12 protein-coding genes are annotated in these 18,546 nt (G+C 49.2%); 6 read left to right on the top strand and 6 right to left on the bottom strand.

All coding sequences use genetic code 11. The annotated features are described in order from the left end of the window. Nucleotides 1-33 precede the first annotated feature (33 nt). The 3 genes from uvrA (at nucleotide 34) to AC58QC_RS22795 (ending at nucleotide 3,872) form a co-directional block, all read left to right on the top strand. Nucleotides 34-2,916 carry an excinuclease ABC subunit UvrA gene (gene uvrA, locus AC58QC_RS22785; protein ID WP_497417343.1) on the top strand — a complete coding sequence of 961 codons (2,883 nt, stop codon included), beginning with the start codon at nucleotides 34-36 and terminating at the stop codon, nucleotides 2,914-2,916. A gap of 268 nt (nucleotides 2,917-3,184) precedes the next feature. Further along, nucleotides 3,185-3,334: a hypothetical protein gene (locus AC58QC_RS22790; RefSeq protein ID WP_497417344.1), complete on the top strand. Its 150-nt coding sequence runs from the start codon at nucleotides 3,185-3,187 to the stop codon at nucleotides 3,332-3,334. A 334-nt stretch (nucleotides 3,335-3,668) separates the two neighbouring features. After that, nucleotides 3,669-3,872, top strand: a complete 204-nt coding sequence (locus tag AC58QC_RS22795) for a hypothetical protein (protein WP_497270836.1) — start codon at nucleotides 3,669-3,671, stop codon at nucleotides 3,870-3,872. Nucleotides 3,873-3,951: 79 nt separating this feature from the next. On the opposite strand, the gene AC58QC_RS22800 is transcribed toward AC58QC_RS22795, so the two are convergent. The 6 genes from AC58QC_RS22800 to AC58QC_RS22825 form a co-directional block, all read right to left on the bottom strand. After that, nucleotides 3,952-4,920: a sugar phosphate isomerase/epimerase family protein gene (locus AC58QC_RS22800; protein ID WP_497417345.1), complete on the bottom strand. Its 969-nt coding sequence runs from the start codon at nucleotides 4,918-4,920 to the stop codon at nucleotides 3,952-3,954. 51 nt (nucleotides 4,921-4,971) lie between these two features. Continuing rightward, nucleotides 4,972-6,126 (bottom strand): MBOAT family O-acyltransferase, encoded by a 1,155-nt coding sequence (locus tag AC58QC_RS22805; RefSeq protein WP_497417346.1) that lies wholly within the window; start codon nucleotides 6,124-6,126, stop codon nucleotides 4,972-4,974. Between the two features lie 90 nt (nucleotides 6,127-6,216). After that, nucleotides 6,217-7,134 carry a hypothetical protein gene (locus AC58QC_RS22810; protein WP_497417347.1) on the bottom strand — a complete coding sequence of 306 codons (918 nt, stop codon included), beginning with the start codon at nucleotides 7,132-7,134 and terminating at the stop codon, nucleotides 6,217-6,219. 90 nt (nucleotides 7,135-7,224) lie between these two features. Then, nucleotides 7,225-8,424 (bottom strand): class-II aminoacyl-tRNA synthetase family protein, encoded by a 1,200-nt coding sequence (locus AC58QC_RS22815; RefSeq protein ID WP_497417348.1) that lies wholly within the window; start codon nucleotides 8,422-8,424, stop codon nucleotides 7,225-7,227. Between the two features lie 7 nt (nucleotides 8,425-8,431). Further along, nucleotides 8,432-8,683, bottom strand: coding sequence for an acyl carrier protein (locus AC58QC_RS22820; RefSeq protein ID WP_497417349.1), 252 nt, complete (start codon nucleotides 8,681-8,683; stop codon nucleotides 8,432-8,434). 58 nt (nucleotides 8,684-8,741) lie between these two features. Continuing rightward, nucleotides 8,742-12,005, bottom strand: coding sequence for an FG-GAP repeat domain-containing protein (locus tag AC58QC_RS22825; protein ID WP_497417350.1), 3,264 nt, complete (start codon nucleotides 12,003-12,005; stop codon nucleotides 8,742-8,744). Between the two features lie 219 nt (nucleotides 12,006-12,224). Here AC58QC_RS22825 and AC58QC_RS22830 point away from each other — a divergent pair, with 219 nt between their 5' ends. The 3 genes from AC58QC_RS22830 to AC58QC_RS22840 all read left to right on the top strand — a co-directional run bounded on the left by AC58QC_RS22830 (nucleotide 12,225) and on the right by AC58QC_RS22840 (nucleotide 18,506). After that, nucleotides 12,225-14,777: a U32 family peptidase gene (locus AC58QC_RS22830; protein WP_497417351.1), complete on the top strand. Its 2,553-nt coding sequence runs from the start codon at nucleotides 12,225-12,227 to the stop codon at nucleotides 14,775-14,777. A gap of 485 nt (nucleotides 14,778-15,262) precedes the next feature. Further along, nucleotides 15,263-17,335, top strand: a complete 2,073-nt coding sequence (locus tag AC58QC_RS22835) for an alpha-glucuronidase family glycosyl hydrolase (RefSeq protein ID WP_497417352.1) — start codon at nucleotides 15,263-15,265, stop codon at nucleotides 17,333-17,335. Between the two features lie 169 nt (nucleotides 17,336-17,504). Then, entirely contained in the window at nucleotides 17,505-18,506 is a 1,002-nt protein-coding gene (locus AC58QC_RS22840; RefSeq protein WP_497417353.1) for an endo-1,4-beta-xylanase, read from the top strand. Nucleotides 18,507-18,546: the final 40 nt, after the last annotated feature.

Consider the following 18,546-nt stretch of genomic DNA (forward strand, 5'->3'; position numbering starts at 1 on the left):
GGGTTCAGCTTCACATAGGAGAGGAAGGGTACTGTGTCTAGAGATCAGATCGTTATTAAAGGAGCTAGAGCTCACAATCTTAAAAATATTGATGTCACCATCCCGCGTGATAAGTTCGTTGTTCTTACGGGCTTGAGTGGATCGGGGAAATCATCACTGGCCTTTGATACGATTTATGCGGAAGGGCAGCGCCGCTACGTGGAGTCGCTTTCTGCCTATGCGCGTCAATTTCTTGGGAATATGGATAAACCGGATGTCGATTCAATTGAAGGCTTATCACCAGCCATCTCAATCGACCAGAAGACCACAAGCCGTAATCCACGTTCCACGGTTGGAACCGTAACGGAGATTTACGACTATTTAAGGCTGTTGTATGCTCGTATCGGGCGGCCGCACTGTCCTACCCATGGTATCGAGATTACTGCGCAAACCGTGGAACAAATGGTAGACAGGATTATGGAGTATCCAGAGCGTACGAAGATTCAAATCCTAGCTCCGCTTATTTCGGGACGTAAAGGTGAGCATACCAAGCTGTTTGTGGATGTTCAGAAGCAAGGTTTTGTGCGGGTACGTGTTAACGGGGAAACCATAGACCTTTCAGAGAAAATTGAGCTCGACAAAAATAAGAAGCACACGATTGACGTGGTCGTCGACCGCATTGTGGTCAAGGATGATGTACAAACACGTCTGGCCGACTCCCTTGAAACAGCGCTGAAATTAGCGAATGGCCGTGTTATCGTGGATATTATGGAGAAAGAAGAACTGCTGTTCAGCCAGAACCTCGCATGTCCAGAGTGCGGATTCAGCGTGGAAGAGCTTGCGCCGAGAATGTTTTCTTTCAATAGCCCTTTTGGTGCTTGCCCGGATTGTGATGGTTTAGGCAGTCAGATGATTGTCGACCCAGATCTTCTCGTTCCTGACATGAAGTTAACGATCGAAGAGGGTGCATTTGAAGCGTGGGCAGGCAGTACGTCCAACTACTATCCGCAGTTTCTTGCTGCCGTTTGTGAGCACTATGGCATTCCGCGCAATGTACCAGTATCAGACATTAGCAACGATCAAATGAAAGTGATCCTGTATGGAACAGGCGGCGAGAAAATCCGCTTCCGCTATGAGAACGATATGGGCGCTTCTAAGGAAGCGTTGGTTCCTTTCGAAGGGATCATTCGCAATTTGGAACGCAGATTCAAGGATACCTTCTCAGAGGGCATTCGCGAGCATATCCAGACATACATGAGCACGAAGCCTTGTCCGAAGTGTAAAGGACACCGCTTGAAGCCTGAGACACTTGCCGTAACGATCAATGGTAAGAATATCTCTTACGCAACTTCCCTTTCCATCGGAGAAGCGGAAGAATGGTTCAAAGGACTGGATCTGAACGAGCGTGAGCTGACGATTTCGAATTTGATCCTGAAGGAAATTAGAGCACGCCTAGGGTTCCTCGTGAACGTCGGGCTTGATTATCTGACGATGCACCGTGCGGCAGGCACCTTGTCAGGTGGAGAGGCGCAGCGGATTCGATTGGCTACGCAGATCGGTTCGAGCCTCATGGGCGTCCTGTACATCCTCGATGAGCCGAGTATCGGTCTACATCAGCGGGATAACACGCGACTAATTCAAACACTTGAGCATATGCGGGATCTTGGCAACACACTCATCGTTGTTGAGCATGATGAAGACACGATGATGGCGGCCGATTACATCATTGATATCGGTCCTGGAGCTGGGATCCATGGCGGACAGGTTATTGCCCAAGGTACACCAACAGAGCTGATGAAGGATGAGAATTCCTTAACAGGTCAGTATTTGAGCGGCAAGCGTTTCATTCCGATTCCTGCGGTTCGACGCAAGCCAAATGGCAAATGGATCGAAGTAAAAGGCGCCAAAGAGAATAACTTGCGCAACGTATCAGCCAAAGTGCCTTTAGGGGTATTCACTTGTGTGACTGGCGTATCCGGTTCAGGCAAGAGTACCTTGATCAATGAAATTTTGTTCAAAACGCTATCCCGTGATTTGAACGGTGCGAAAGTTCGCCCAGGCGAGCACAAAGAAATTATCGGACTAGAGCATGTAGATAAAGTTATCGACATTGATCAATCGCCAATCGGACGTACACCGCGCTCCAATCCAGCGACATACACAGGCGTATTCGACGATATCCGTGATGTATATGCGAATACGAACGAAGCGAAGGTACGGGGCTATAAGAAGGGGCGCTTCAGCTTTAACGTGAAGGGCGGCCGCTGTGAGGCTTGTCGCGGCGATGGCATCATCAAGATTGAGATGCACTTCCTGCCTGATGTTTACGTGCCTTGCGAAATCTGCAAAGGCAAACGCTACAACCGCGAAACGATGGAAGTGAAGTACAAGGGCAAGAGTATTTCTGAAGTGCTCGAAATGACGATTGAAGATGGCTGTGAGTTCTTCAAGAACTTGCCGCGTATACATCGTAAGCTGAATACGCTTCTCGATGTCGGCCTGGGCTACATGACCCTCGGGCAGCCGGCAACCACGCTGTCAGGCGGCGAAGCCCAGCGTGTGAAGCTCGCGGCGGAACTGTACCGCCGCAGCACAGGCAAGACGATCTACATCCTGGATGAGCCCACGACGGGGCTCCACATCCATGATATCGATCGTCTCCTGAAGGTCCTTCACCGCCTCGTAGAGAGCGGTGAAACGGTGCTGGTCATCGAGCATAACCTCGATGTCATCAAGACGGCGGACCACCTCATCGATCTAGGGCCCGAAGGTGGTAACCGCGGGGGCTTGATCGTGGCGGCAGGTACGCCAGAGGATGTTGTGAAGGTGGCCGGGTCGTATACCGGCCAGTATTTGAAGCCGATCCTCGAGCGGGATCGCGTGCGTTCAGAGGACTATGCAAAGCGATTGGATGTCCTAGAAGGCTCCGTTATCTAGGAAGCAACGAACAATAAGCTTGGAATGAGGCGCTTCATTTGCCAATTCCAAGCTTTTTCTTTGGCGTGGTATGTAAATTGCCTACGATTTTGTTAAGACTTAATTGAATGATACAGGCTTCGACAATTTAACCCTCTATCAATAACTAGGAGTTTAGGCCTATAATAATAGTAAGTAACAGTGAACATCTCCCTCGACCTAATTATGGACATGATGATTGAGAGATATAGCAGTTCTAATCTAATTCACGTTGTGGAGGCTAGTACTAATGAAACCGACGTTAGAGCTTCAGGAAATTGTATCTGCTTTGGGGATTGATCCTTTCCGATTTCTAGCATGGCAGGAAAAAGAGCTAGCCTACGCCCAGTTGACTGAATTTCCGGAGGGCGAAGATCACCGAGATGCGTTAGCTGGGTAAGATCCTATGACATAGGGTTCCACTGCTTGAAGCCCGTACGGTACTCTCCGTACGGGTTTTGTCGTTCATAAATAACAGGATAAACGTCACACTTAGAAGAAAATCTGAGTAGAATCAGAGTTATAAATAATCGTTCAGATGGACATTTTATACGTACAAGGGATATTTAAGAAATAGGGATCCATATGTCCCAAATTGAGCCCGAACCAAACAAAAGGTGACAAACTTGTTACACATCGATGCAAGGACTTGCATCTCGTGTCCAATCGAGCTAACATAGAATTAAAATAGCAGGACGTGTGCCTTGCACCGAGTTACTAAAGGAGGTTTCACCATGTTATTCGCAGAAGCAGCTGAAGCATCAACGAGCACGTATACAAGCTTTGATATCTATGTGTTGATCTTCACAGTCATTATTGCAATTGCAGTTATTAGACAATTGATCAACCCTAGAAGAAATCTGTTTGCGCTTGGTTTTGGAACCGTATCTCTACTCGTATTCCTTTTCATGGATGTTATCATGATCAAAGGCTGGTAGTACATACAAGCAACCAAAGAAAAGCCCACAGGACGTTAGATCGTAAGATCTTCAGCCTGTGGGCTTTTTTTGTCTTATTTTACACCCACCACATTTCACCAAGAGGTTCCTTGATGAGTACTTGTTGCAGGTTTTGAACGGCTTTGGAGAAGCCTTCGTCAACGGACATCAAGCCGTCTTCGTGTTCAATACTAACGACATAGTCATAACCAACCAGACGCAATGCGCTGATGATGTCGGCCCATACCTTCATATCGTGGCCGTAGCCAACGGAACGGAACTGCCAAGAACGGTCCAGCATGTTCGCGTAGGATTGCATGTCGGTTACACCGAAACGGTTCGTGTTATTGTAATCATGCGACGTATCTTTCGCATGGAAATGGTGAATTGCATTCGCACGTCCGAGGATTTGTACAGCCTGTACTGGATCAATACCCTGCCACCACATGTGACTTGGATCCAGGTTGGCACCAATTGCTTCACCTGCAGCTTCGCGAAGGCGAAGAAGGGTAGCTGGTGTATGTACGGAGAATCCACCGTGAAGCTCTAGACCGATTTTGATATTACGATCAGCAGCGAATTTACCTGTTTCTTTCCAGTAAGGAATGACCTTGTTCGTCCACTGCCAGTCCAAAATTTCTTGGAAATCGTTCGGCCAAGGAGCTACCGGCCAGTTCGGATACTTCGCATCCTCATGGTCACCCGGGCAGCCGGAGAACGTGTTAACAACAGGTACTTCTAAGCGTTCAGCCAATTCAATTGTTTGTATAATAGCATCGTGAAATTCTTTCGCGATGTGTTTTTGCGGGTGCAGAGGGTTACCGTGTGCGCTTAGTGCGCTAATCGTCAAGCCGCGGGACTCTACAGCTTGTTTAAAAGCTTTTAGTTTCCCTGCATCAGCAAGGAGCTCACTTGGGTTGCAATGCGCGGTACCTGGATAGCCGCCAGTTCCAATCTCAACAGCGTCCAAGCCTTTCGCTGCAATATAATCCAGCGCTTCCTCGAAAGGTTTTCCACCGAATAGAACCATAAACACGCCTAACTTCATTAGGTTACACCTCCATAATTGGTAAAACAATCAGATCAAATTATACCACTATCACCCAGTAAAATGAAGCAAGCCTTTGTAGATGCGAAGCACCGTATCGTAATTAGAGCTGTAAATAATGACCGAGAACGTAACTAGTGTCTGGGTAACGAAGCAGCGGAAGTAGAAGTAGGCTTTGGACACCTTTTTCTTATTCACGGTTGTCAGTTTAAAGATATTCTCGATTGCGATAATGACGCCATGGTACAGCCCGTAGAAGAAGTATAACCAAGTGAAACCATGCCATAAGCCCATGAGCACCATGATCAGAATGGAGAGGCTTGCCGTTAGCCCTACGGAAGGGGTTTTACGCGAGAAGAACATGAAGATATGGTCTCGAAAAAAATCACCCAGCGTCGCATGCCAATTCCGCCAAAACTGCGTCATGGAAGGCGAGAAGAGAGGCTTTTTGAAGTTCTCAGGCATCGTATACCCCATTAATCGCCCGAAACCAATCGCCATATCGGAATAACCAGAGAAATCGAAGTAAATAAGTGCGTAGAACCAAATTAACAGGAAAATAGATTGGTGCGTGTGAAGCTCTTGTTGTAATACATGATCGAACACCTTAGTCATCCAGGTGACGACGACTATCTTCTTAAATAAACCGAGAATGATCCTCTTAAGGCTGTCTTCAAACAGCTTAGCATCTACGGTGTAAGGCTTTTTGCTATCGGCCATGAAATCACGGAATTTCAGAATCGGCCCTGAGGTAAAGGTCGGAATGAACAACAGATAGTTGGCATAATCAATGGCCGGCACTTCGCCTTCTTTTCCAAAGAAATAAGCGAAATAATACGAATCAATCACTTTGAGAACGTTGTAAATGAGCCCTAAATAAATGATGGCATCGAACAGGGGATTGCTGAAAATACCCATAACGAAAAAGCGAACACCGAGAAAGACACCCACGATATTCGCGGCGATCCCGACAATAAAAGTAGCTTTCCGCCAGAGTGTCGTCCGACACAGATACACAAACCCGAAGTAATTAATAATCGTAAAAGCAGCATAGAAAACAACCAGCTTCTTACTAAACAGCAGTAGAAAGCACAAACTGAATATGATCATCAAAATGCGCTTATTATCCGCCCACTTGCGGGTGAGCATCAGAACGGCAATCATGCCACTCATCGCGACCATCGCGTTCATGTGCATATAAAACATAGCTAAAGAACTCCTCGCTTGCTAGATCTTAGAACTTTTCGTAAATGAATAATCCCTTGCCGGTAAAATAAATGAAAACCAAGTAAAGCATCACGAGGTAGATGAGGATTTCGACGGTTTTCCTAAGGAATTTAACCATGTGTCAACCTCCTTCGTAAATAGCGGCGCGCCATCTTCACGGTTCAGGTGAACGAGGTCATGGAAGTAACGCGGCTCGTAGGTATGCATCAGATCGAGCGTAGGTACGTTCTTGGCTTTAAGCTGGGCGTTAACCGCGTCCTTAAGTGAAGCGACATAGGGCGGATCGGCGTAACCTTTGTTCCACGGCATCCAAATCACGCGCAGCGCTAGCTCATGCTCATCGGCATACTGGAGAACCCACTGTAAGGCATCCAGATTGTCTTGGAAATCCTTCAACGTCATGGCGCCGAAGCGTTTGTTGTAGTCATCCCACTTGGTCTTCAGAGCAGCGTCGTCTTTGCGACCTGGATATAATTCTTTATCAATCCAACGCGGCTCGTAGGCCAGACTTCTTTTGGTTAAATTGCGAGCAAATTCTCCACCTGAATCTCGGAAGTAATCGCGGTAGGTGTACACATAAGGCTGGTACCATGGCTTGAACCACTGGTAGGTAGGATCTGTTTCCAGGGCGTCAAGCATGGTATGCACATCGATCCCAATAACAAGCTCCTCTTTCACCTGATAGAGGTCGTTCTTTAGTATGCCCTTCAGATCAGTCAGCTTCCCGTAAGAAAGCCCCATCTCGACCAAATGAGCGTCAGACTTCTCTTCGATATAAGCACCCGTAACGGCCGAATTACCGAAGAAAACCGGACCCGTATGGGACCAGCTATGGTGGTAGAGCGTTTTGGTAAAGTCGTTTTTGTAAAAACGGCGTGAAGACGCCATCGGGTTCCACCAGGAGATGAGCAGGTCGGAGACGACGATGGCGAGCAATAGGCCGAGTGCAAAGCTATTTTTTTTGAGAAAAGCAGCGGTTGCTTTCAATAGTATCACTCATTATCTTCGTAGTGGTTAAAATGAAACCCAAGGACTCGTTCGCATAACACGAGAACCCTGGGGTAATTGAAGTGAGAATTACAAAGCCTTTTCTTGCCAAGCATGGTACTGCTCACGGAACGTGGCAGGCCATTGCTGCTCATCGAGACCGTACTGAGCCAGGAATGCGAACGCCCAGCGCTCAATACCGAAACCTACGCAGCCTGTAACGGCGTTGCGTTTGCCCATTTTAATATTAAAAGCATTACCGAACGTATTGCTATGGAAATTAACGGAGGAGCAAGCGATCGATTTCTTCACATGCGGAATGTTCAGGCGAAGCTCATACTTCATCTCCTGGTTACGTTGGAAGGATGCTTTCACTTGGAAATCGTTCGTGAAGAACGGATCGTTCGCGATCTCCAGTAGGCTGTCCACTTGCCATTCTACCGCCAACTCTTTCAAATACTCGATCGATTTCAAGCGATTCTCTTTCACAAACTCAGGCTTACCGACGAAAATGATTTCACGCATCGAGAAGTCGAGCAGGCGACCGAAGTCGGAATGGTTCTTGGACTCGAAACGGTGACATTTCGCAATCGCAGTCACGACGATACCATCGCCTTCCAAGGTTTCATTCTCAAGGCCTTCATAGCAGTGATAGCACGTGGAAGGATTCATCATGAAGTTAGGCTTCACCATGTTGTTATCCAGCGCTAGAGGCTTCTCTTGGTCCCAACCGCCAGCTTCGCGGATGGTTTGGGAGAATGCCTCGATGACATCGAGATCTTCACGCAGATGCGTCACGAAATGAATGTGCTCTGGGAAGGAAGTGAAATGGTTCGTTTTGTTCAACGTATGACTGTTGATGACTGCAGGATATTGTTCCTCTTGTACACCTTCGAAACGTCTCGCAATTTTGCTAACGAACGAGTAGTCAAGGAAACGCATCAAGCTGGAGAAAGGCTCACGGAAAATGAAGAGGCCGGGCTCTAACACCTTGATCGCTTTACGAGCAGCGAGCTCAGCAATAATGTCGCCTTCATAAGGCGTGTCGACCTTATTTTCGAACAAGATATTTTCTTTGAAGCCGAAATCTCCGTGGGAGAAACGCTCAATGAGGCGCTCAACACGTTCAATAATGCCCTTATCGCCGTTCGGAGAGTTATGGGTGATGTGAATATGACCATCGACTAAAGCGATATCTTGAATATGCTCATCTGCAAATGCGGACGCATATTTGACTTGTCCATGCTGGCTTTCCGCTAACCCGGCCAAAGAAATTTTACAAGTATTCATGAGTCAGTTACCTCGCAGTCTTCTTGGAAATAAATTCGGCAATTTCATTCACCGTGTTCATGGGATAGAGCATCAAATCTTGATTCGTTACTTGCAGGTTGTACGTTTTCTCGATGTGAGCGATGAGGGCTGTTGCCCCAACGGAATCAATGAACCCATAATCGAACAAATGAACATCCACATCGAAATCATCATCGTCATCGGCAATTTCGTAACGCTCACGAATATGCTGCTCAAGCTCTTCTATTAAGTTGGACATGGGGAAAGCCTCCTGATTGAAATAAAAGTGGTATTTTTCTGAAAAACTGAAAATAAGGTTACTGCGCATTTGCGACAGGGCCGGTAAAGGTAAGTGTCGTGATGTCACCGTATCGGGTTAGCGTATAAGTTTGGGAAGCAGCGTCATACAGGATTGTAACATCTGGCGACGGTTCGAAGTTGAGCTCACTAGGGCTGAAGAATTTGACTTGCTGCAGACCCGCCGATTCAAGCTTCAAATGATGGGAGCTTCCTTCACTTGTCAGGCTAAAAGGGACATTCGACCGCACAACATGGAACTGCTGCGCCGAAGGACCGATATGAATAGCTGTCTTTTTCGCTAATCCGAGATACAGCTTATTATCTATATGGGTATAGATGTTTGAATCACTTTGCAGGGAGAATGCGGCTAACTTATCTCCCTTCTCAATGACGACCCCTAAGGTGGCCGCATACGCTTCCGCTAAGTCAGGAACATCCGATGAATCAGGTGTCAGCGTCGCATGGAAGTGCGGATTGCCTCCGCTGAGTCGATCCTTCAATCGATCCCATAGGTAGGAGCCCCAAGATTGGCTGATCGTAACGTCACTTTGCATAGCGGTTAAGAAGGATTGAGCCATCTGTGTTTCAGACATAAAGTTATAATCATGCTTCGTGCGAAGCTTGTCAAAGTAATCAGCGAATTCCATTAGACTGGCCACTTTCGCAGGATCAGGGAAATGGTATTCAATATGCTCGAAATAATCAATCGGCATATCAAGCGCGGCCATCGACTCGAAAACGTCCGTGTTCGCATTGTCACCCGTAAGCCTCAGAACCGGTGTAGGTGCATGAATGAGCATCGTCGTATCGGTCATTCCTTTCTCATCTTGCAAAAGGAATGGAAGCGACCAAATGGCTTCAGGACGAGCTAGAACAGGTGATTCGGAAGGTAAGAACCCGAAGTTGTACCACATGCCTTTCTCTTTCTCTGATACGAAGGTCTGATTCCAAGCCTCATTATTAATGCGCCACGTGTGCTGGTTCGTGCCAGGATGCAACCAAGGAATACCAAGCTTATCAAAAGCTTGTTGATGAAGGTTGAACTCCGCTCTCTCGTCATCAGCACTCTTAAAATTATGCACAAATGTATGCGGATTTAGTTGTAAATGATGATCTCGCGCATACTGAATGAACTCATTTAACTCTGTTTTATAAGGAAAATGCGGGTCATCGATTGACACAGGAGATCCGAATTCGATACCACCCACAATGAGATCGTCGTTGCCATCGTGATTGAGATCCAGCCATAGAGGGACGGAATAATGTCCAGCAACCAATGCATGGTTGCCGACCTGGTTCAAGGTTGTCCCTGCGAGGGGACCTTGTGTCACCCAAGCGCCATCGGAGCTTTGGATAAACACCTGCAGGTCCCCGTCGCTGCTGCCGACCACGAGATCGCGTCGGCCGTCGCCGTTCATATCACGCACCGCTGGCGCGGCGTGCGTGGCCTTGTTCGGCAGCGTCGCAATCACGCTGCCTTGGTTAAGATCCAGGGCCGCTGCGCTGCGGCCCTGATACAGCCACACTCGCCCATCGGCTGCGCCTAGGGCGAGGTCGAGCTTACCGTCGCCGTTCACGTCGGCGACGCTTGGCGCTGCAGGCCCTCCGGGCAGCTGCAGCTGGTTACCGCCCGCGAACACGGCCGCGGGCGGTCCGAATCTGCCGCTAGCGAGCTGCGGCAGTAGCTGTACCGCGCCGGACTCGTCTGAGACGACGAGGTCCATGCGGCCATCCCCGTTCACGTCGGCGGCGTGGACGGCACTGTAAGGGCTGAGCTGGAGCGGTGCGCCGCTCTCCAGCAGTAACTTCGATGGCGCGCCGAACGTGTCGGGCAGCGCCATGCCCTTCGGCAGCGGCTCGCTTACGTAAGCCGCCGCGTCTGGACCTTGATTCGTGTAGACATACACGAATCCATCCGAGCTGCCGGCCAGCAAGTCTGTGCGGCCGTCGCCGTTCAGATCCGCGGCGGCAGGGTACGCGCGGTACGGCAGTTCAATCGTGCCTGCGAGCTCACGATAATCGGGGTATGTGGCTTGCCGCAGCGGAATGCCGGCAGCCATTACGTGCAGGCCGCTCGCGTAGCCCGAGCCGGGCAGCTCACCGACGAACGACGGCTTCGCGTTCGTTCCTGTGTTGAGCTGCACCGTCACGCTCTCGCGCCATTCGCCCCAGTAAAAGGCGCTGCGCACGAGTGTAAACGAGGGAACCTCGTTGTACTCCTTCAGCTTCTCCGCCCAAGCGATGCCGTCTTTTTGCCCGATCGACGGCATCGCCTCGAAATGGTTCTGAAAAGCCATCGCCGGCCGTCCATATGGCCCAAGACTCTTCTTCACACTGTACCCGAGCGTTTCTTTCGCGACATAAGCTAGCAGCTCACTGCGATACTGCATGTTCGCCGCCGCCCAAGCAAAGTCAAAATACGGCTCGATCGGCATCGCTCTTTTATTGAAGTAGGTCATTCCTGGTGTTGCCTTGCTTGCCGATTGGTATTTCGCAGCGAGCTGGGTAAAGCCTAACTTCGGATCGAATCCGCTCTTCATATCATAGCCGGTAGGGAAGTAACGATTCGGCAGGAAATTGCTGCTGATCAGCACGGCGCCTTTGCCGATGCGATTTTGCATCACGAGGGAAACGGGCATTTTCGATTCCAAAGGGTTAGCCATACTGACTATCGTTTGACCCGTAGAAGGGCTGAAGCCATATCCAAGATTAAACCCGGGCATGTCGTCCATCGTGTTATGTTTGAGATAACTGGTTGTAAATAATTGAAACGATTGTTGAATGCCCTGCAAATTAACAGGTACCTGCGGGTAGCTAAGAGACAGCGAATCGCCCGACAAAAAAGGTGAACCGAATTTGCTAAGAGGCACTTTTTTTAAATCAACAATTTGAGCTGCACCAAGGAAATCAAGCGGAAACCGATCAGCGAACTCATTTTCCAACAATAAATGGCCGCCCTGCTTCACGAAAGCTATAAGCTTATCCGCTTGTTCCGACCATGTAGGGTCTTGGGCAAGCCCTGGATCCAAATACAAGGCATCGTATGTGCGAAGCTGACGAGTTGAGTAATTGAGCAAACTATGTCTATCAATTTGAACGCCTGCTAGTAAGGTTTGCTGGAAATTACTATAGGCGGCGGTATCATAAGAATCCCCGCTCGTTGCGTAAAGAAGCTTAGTTTCCTCGACTTTTGGCAAAAATAGAAGGGTGAGCACAAGGACTATGACGCCTAGGCTTAACCCGATCAGTAGTTGACGTATACGAATTTTCGACAAATTCAAAAGGATCCCTCGATTGCTAGAAAGGTCACTATCCTTGCCATTATAGCATTCATAGATACGTTTGTTAACTTCTATAGGTGTCGTCATCCTGCAGCATTGTCGGATATTGGCTTTGTGTGCAGTTATCCCCTGCCCTAGATTCCTACCTATTGTTTCTGTTACACTAAAGAGAAGACTTTGAGGCTTACCCGAGGATTGATATTGAAAGGATTTGCTGCCATGCGTACGATACGCAGAGAAGATGTAGAATTATTAGCCCCTGCGGGGGATTGGGATTGTCTAAGAGCGGCTGTTGCCAATGGGGCGGATGCCGTGTTTTTTGGTGTGGAGAAATTCAATGCGAGAGCGAGAGCGCATAACTTTACGATGGCTGAGCTGCCGGATATTATGTCGTTCCTTCATCTATATGGGGTTCAGGGCTTCCTGACGTTTAACATTCTCGTGTTCGAGGAAGAGTTGAACGATGCGAAGCAGTTAATTGATGCGTGTGTTGATGCAGGCGTGGATGCAGTGATCGTGCAGGATTTGGGCTTGGTTAAAATGATTCGTGAAATCTCCCCGGATTTCCCGATTCACGGCTCAACGCAGATGACGATTACATCGCCAGAAGCTGTTGAATTTACGAAACCGTTCGATATCGAGCGTGTTGTTCTAGGCCGTGAGAATAACCTGAAACAAATTAAGCAAATCGGCGATCAAGCGAAGCTTCCGATGGAAGTGTTCGTGCATGGTGCCCTTTGTGTGTCCTATTCAGGACAATGCTTAACCTCTGAAATGTGGGGAGGCCGTTCTGCCAACCGCGGGGAGTGCGCGCAGGCTTGTCGTCTGCCTTATGATCTGATGGTTGATGGCGTGCAGAAACCGATGGGTGACGTGACGTATTTGCTGTCGCCGAAGGATTTGGCGGCGATTGAAATCGTGCCCGAGCTGATCGAAGCGGGTGTTCGTTCTTTTAAAATTGAAGGGCGTCTGAAGACCCCTGAATATGTGGCCAATGTTGTGAGCAAATATCGCAAAGCTATTGATCGCTATTTCGATGGGCAGGACGCTCGTCCGTCCAAAGAGGAAGTGCGTGAGCTTCAGCAAAGCTTCTCACGGGGCTTTACCGTTGGGTTCCTGAATGGAACCAACAACAAGCAATTGGTTGACGGCACGTTTCCGAAGAGCCGCGGGGTATTTGTGGGCCGCATCAAGCAGATCCTGCGCGATGGCGTGATCTGTGAGCTTGAAGCGCCGCTTAAGCGCGGTGATGGTCTGGTCTTCGACGCAGGGGATCCGACGAAGAAGGAAGAGGGCGGGCGCATCTATGATTTGCGCCGCAAGGGCGAGAAGCTCGAAGGCGAAGCCGAGGGTGGACTTATCGAAATCGTCATGGGCCGCAACGATGTAGAGCTTGGTCGTCTGCATGTTGGCGACCGTATCTGGAAGACGAATGATCCGGCGCTGGACAAGCGTTTGCGCCAGACGTTTGAGACCGACAAGCCTTACCGTACTTTCCCGGTAAGTCTGAAGGTAAGCGGCGCCCTTGGCGAGACGCTGAAAAGTTGGTGGACGGACATGAAAGGTGGTCACACTGTCTTCGTACAATCCGAACTTCCGCTGGTTCGCGCGGAGAAAAGACCGATGGACGAACAGCTCTTCACCGAGCAGTTCGGTCGCCTTGGCGGCACGATTTATGAGCTTGCTGAGTTGGATGTCCAACTGGACGGCGCGTTGATCGTACCGATGCGTGAATTGAACAGCATGCGCCGCATGGCTGTTGAATTAATGGAAGACGAGCGGCAGAAGCCGCGCGCGTACATCAAGCGCGAAGTCGGCGTGTATGACGACGTGCCGGCTTCGGTGACAGAGCATCACGCCGCTGTTACAGCCGTTAATGCACCTGCATTATCGCTCGCGGATCGCAGCGCGGTCGAGTTGACTGCTTTGTGCCGTAGCCTTGATCAAGTGAAGGCAGTACTGGCAACGACGGACGTTGGCTTGATCTACGCAGATTTTGAATTTATTAAGCAGTTCCCTGCGGCCGTTGAAGCCGTTCACGCGGCTGGGCGCAAAATCGCCCTCGTAACACCGCGGATTCATATGCCAGGGGAAACGGGCTATTTTAACAATATTCTTAAGCTGAAGCCGGATGCGGTTCTGATTCGTAATACGGGCGCAGCCTTCTATTTCTTGAAGCATCGCCTGGAGAATCCGGATGCACCGCAACCGCAGCTGATCGGTGACTTCTCATTGAATGTAGCCAATCATAAGACAGCAGCCTTGTTCTTGGAAGCGGGACTTTCCAAGGTTACGCCTTCCTATGATTTGAACATTCAGCAGATGGTTGACTTGCTTCGCCGCGCGGAAACATCCAAGCTCGAAGTCGTCATTCATCAGCATATGCCGATGTTCCACACCGAACACTGCGTGTACTGTACGTTCCTGAGCGAAGGTACAGACTTCACGAACTGTGGTCGCCCTTGTGAAGAGAAGCGTGTTTCCTTGCAGGACCGTGTGGGAATGTCCCATCCTGTTCGTGTAGATGAAGGTTGTCGGAATACTGTGTACAACGCCGTAGATCAGTCCGGTGCGGAGTACTTGAACCACTTTATGGATCTGGGCATCCGCTCCTTCCGTGTAGAGTTCTTGGAAGAAACACCTGAGAAGGTAACGGAAATTCTCGATCTGTACCGCCGCGCGATCGACGGTCAAATTAACGGCACGCAAGTGTGGCGTTCACTGAAGGCTACGAACCAGTTGGGTGTAACAAAGGGTACTTTGGTGAAATAACTATTGATTGCTAAACCGCCTCGCGACGATTATGTCGGGGGCGGTTTTTTGTCGTGTTGGTGGGGAGGGCAAGTGGAGGTGATGGTTGTAGCAAATAAGAACTCGCGAAGGTCTTATTTAGCGGAATGAGCCGCATCAACTTGAAATAAGAACTCTGAGAGTCTCTATTTCAGATAATGCCGCGTAAAAAGCACCAAACCAAGGCCAATAAGAACTCGCCAAGGTCTTATTTGGCGAAAAGAGCCGCATCTACCTCAAATAAGAACTCAAGGAGTCCCTATTTCAGATAACTCCGCGTAAAGAGCGCCAAATCACTACCGATAAGCACTCAGGGGGTGTAGAGGCTCTACCCTTCCAATAAAATTCCTATGATCTGTAGGGTAAAACCTAAACATCATAGGGTATGAAACCATCGAGGCAAACGATATAATAACTCGCGAAAGCGCTTTATTTTAAAAACCATACATAAATAAGGGTGGTGCAGCATGCCTACACATAAGCAAGAAACAGATCTTTGTTGGCTTCGATACTCGCAAATTGACGAGGCTACTTTATTGGAAACTTACCGAACCTGGTGTCAGGAAATTGTCACCTATACGATATCCGAAGTCTTTCAGACGGCTGCGCATGAGCTGTATGAAGGAATTACAGATTTGCTGGGCGTAGCGCCAATCCATTCAGAAACACCGACGAAATCGCACTCGATTCTGCTTGGCGTACAAGATCAGACGACTGCTCTTGATCATCTCTTAGATGCCGAGCGAGTGGCAAGTATACAGGAAGACGGTTACCTGATTCAAACTGTAGAAGCTCTAGGGCACAGCTATATCGTTCTCATCGGCGGCTCCGATAAAGGTGTGCTATACGCGGTGTTCGAACTGCTTCGCAGACTCCTATGTGGAGAAGCTATCGAGCAACTCGCCATTGTTCAGAATCCCACCAACCGACTGCGGATGATGAATCAGTGGGATAACATGGACGGCAGCATTGAACGCGGATATGCGGGTCGCTCCATTTTCTTCGAGGATAATATTATCGTTGATGACGATTACACGCGCATTCGTGAGTACGCTCGCTTGCTCGCATCCGTAGGCCTCAATGCGATCTCGATCAATAACGTGAACGTACATCGCCAGGAAACGATGCTGATCACAGAGGCGTTTCTCCCTGAGGTTGCGCAAATTGCTGCGGTGTTCCGTTCGTATGGGATCACTCTATTTCTCAGTGTGAACTACGCGAGTACGATGGAAATTGGCGGGTTGATTACGGCCGACCCATTGGATAACGACGTCATTCTCTGGTGGGAAGAGAAAGTCGCTGAAATCTATCAATACATCCCTGATTTTGGCGGTTTTCTGGTGAAGGCGGACTCGGAATTCCGCCCGGGGCCATTCACCTACGGCCGAGATCACGCGGACGGTGCCAACATGCTGGCGAATGCGCTTTGGCCGCATGGCGGACTGGTCATTTGGCGGTGCTTCGTGTACAACTGCCTGCAGGATTGGCGTGACCGTTCCACAGATCGAGCGAGGGCGGCCTATGACCATTTCACGCAGTTGGACGGGAAATTTAAAGACAATGTCATTTTGCAAATTAAAAATGGTCCAATGGACTTTCAAGTTCGCGAGCCGGTATCGCCACTGCTCGGGGGCCTTCGCAGCACGAATCAAATGCTGGAACTGCAAGTCACGCAGGAGTACACGGGGCAGCAGAAGCACGTTTGCTTCCTAGTGCCGCAATGGAAAGAGGTCATCGACTTTGATACCTATGCGCAAGGTGAAGGCTCGACGACGGCTGAAATTGCCAGCGGCGCTCTATTTGGACGGGCGCACGGCGGAGTCGCAGCGGTGTCCAATATCGGAGATGATTGGAACTGGACGGGTCATGTGCTAGCGCAAGCGAACCTATACGGATATGGCCGCTTGGCATGGGATCCTAGTCTTACTGCGGAAGCTATTGCGCAAGAATGGATCATGATGACTTTCGGAAGGCAGCCAGAGGTGGTTTCAACGCTTTCGAACATGATGCTCCGTTCATGGAGCATTTATGAGAAATATACAGCGCCACTCGGTGTAGGCTGGATGGTGAATCCCGGACATCACTACGGTCCGAATGTGGATGGATATGAATATGCGAAATGGGGGACTTACCATTTTGCGGATTGTCACGGGATTGGCGTCGATCGCACCGTGAAATCGGGAACGGGCTACACAGCGCAATACCACTCGCCGCAGGCGGAGCGATATGAATCCTTGGCACAATGTCCGGATGAGCTGCTGCTATTTTTCCATCATGTACCGTATACCTATCGGTTGAAATCCGGTAAAACGGTCATTCAACACGTATACGATACCCACTTCGAGGGTGTAGAGGAGGCGGTTGGGTTGGTTGCTGCATGGACGTCGCTTCAGGAGCATATCGATGAAGTCCGCTATGCTCACGTGCTGCAGCGTCTCCAGGATCAAGCTGAGCATGCGAAGGAATGGCGCGATGTCATTAATACGTATTTTGTAAGGAAATCGGGGATTCCTGATGAGCAGGGGCGTACGATTTACTAAACGACGGCTGACGACCGCTCATCCTAAAATAGCCTCGATAGAGGTGTACTCAAAATATAAGAATTTATATGTTTTACATCATAATTTGGCTATATTTCTCCATAAACGCTTCCGTCTTTGAAGGACGGTGTAGCTGTTTATTTTGTCCAATTGAAGGAGGTCATACTACGTGACGGAAGGCCATAAAGAAGTAGCGTCGCTATATAAGAAATTCGAGCGTTTTTTCGATATTGGTGCAGCTGTGAATGCGAAAACCATTGCAACACAAGCTGACCTCATCAAACGGCATTATAATAGTGTAACCGCAGAGAATGAAATGAAGTTTGCCGAGATTCACCCCGATCCAGACCGTTACACGTTTGGGGTGGCAGATGCGATCGTTGATTTTGCTGCAAATCAGGGGAAAAAGGTAAGGGGTCATACGTTAGTTTGGCACAACCAAACACCAGACTGGGTGTTCGAGGGACCGAACGGTTTACCGGCAACGAGGGATCAACTTCTAACCCGGATGCAGCAGCATATCGAAACGGTTGTGAAACGCTACCGCGGCCAGGTCTACGCGTGGGATGTTGTCAATGAAGCGATTGAAGATACCACAGACATCACGCTGCGTAAATCCAAGTGGCTCGAGATCATAGGTGAGGATTACATCGCTAACGCCTTTCATTTCGCGCATCAGGCCGATCCTAACGCGGTATTGTTCTACAATGATTACAATGAAACGAACCCTGTGAAGCGGGAGAAAATAGCTGCTCTTGTGTCATCTTTAAAAAATCAAGGTGTACCGATTCATGGCATCGGCATGCAGGGGCATTGGAATATTCATGGTCCTTCCATCGAGGAGATCCGAGACGCCATTGAGCTGTATGCTTCGCTAGGGGTACAGCTTCAAATTACAGAGTTAGATCTGTCGGTCTTCGAATTCAGTGATAAACGAACTGATCTCACAGAGCCGACCTCGGAGATGCTAGAGCTGCAGGCGCAGCGCTATGAGCAAATTTTCGAGCTTTTTCAAACGTATCAGAGCAGCATTACAGCAGTCACATTCTGGGGAGCGGCGGATGATTACACATGGCTGGATGATTTCCCGGTGAAGGGGAGGAAGAACTGGCCGTTCCTCTTCGATCGTGATCACGCACCGAAGAGGGCTTTCCATCGCGTTATGAAGTAGACATGGAAATAGACCTTTCCAACCCATAGTTGTCAGATCA

Source organism: Paenibacillus sp. J22P51 (assembly GCF_059692215.1).

What these genes read in the sequence shown, in the direction of transcription:
- AC58QC_RS22815 (WP_497417348.1), bottom strand. Translation starts at nt 8,424, where the DNA reads ATGAATACTTGTAAAATTTCTTTGGCCGGGTTAGCGGAAAGCCAGCAT.
- AC58QC_RS22790 (WP_497417344.1), top strand. Translation starts at nt 3,185, where the DNA reads ATGAAACCGACGTTAGAGCTTCAGGAAATTGTATCTGCTTTGGGGATT.
- AC58QC_RS22835 (WP_497417352.1), top strand. Translation starts at nt 15,263, where the DNA reads ATGCCTACACATAAGCAAGAAACAGATCTTTGTTGGCTTCGATACTCG.
- AC58QC_RS22800 (WP_497417345.1), bottom strand. Translation starts at nt 4,920, where the DNA reads ATGAAGTTAGGCGTGTTTATGGTTCTATTCGGTGGAAAACCTTTCGAG.
- AC58QC_RS22830 (WP_497417351.1), top strand. Translation starts at nt 12,225, where the DNA reads ATGCGTACGATACGCAGAGAAGATGTAGAATTATTAGCCCCTGCGGGG.
- AC58QC_RS22795 (WP_497270836.1), top strand. Translation starts at nt 3,669, where the DNA reads ATGTTATTCGCAGAAGCAGCTGAAGCATCAACGAGCACGTATACAAGC.
- AC58QC_RS22805 (WP_497417346.1), bottom strand. Translation starts at nt 6,126, where the DNA reads ATGTTTTATATGCACATGAACGCGATGGTCGCGATGAGTGGCATGATT.
- AC58QC_RS22820 (WP_497417349.1), bottom strand. Translation starts at nt 8,683, where the DNA reads ATGTCCAACTTAATAGAAGAGCTTGAGCAGCATATTCGTGAGCGTTAC.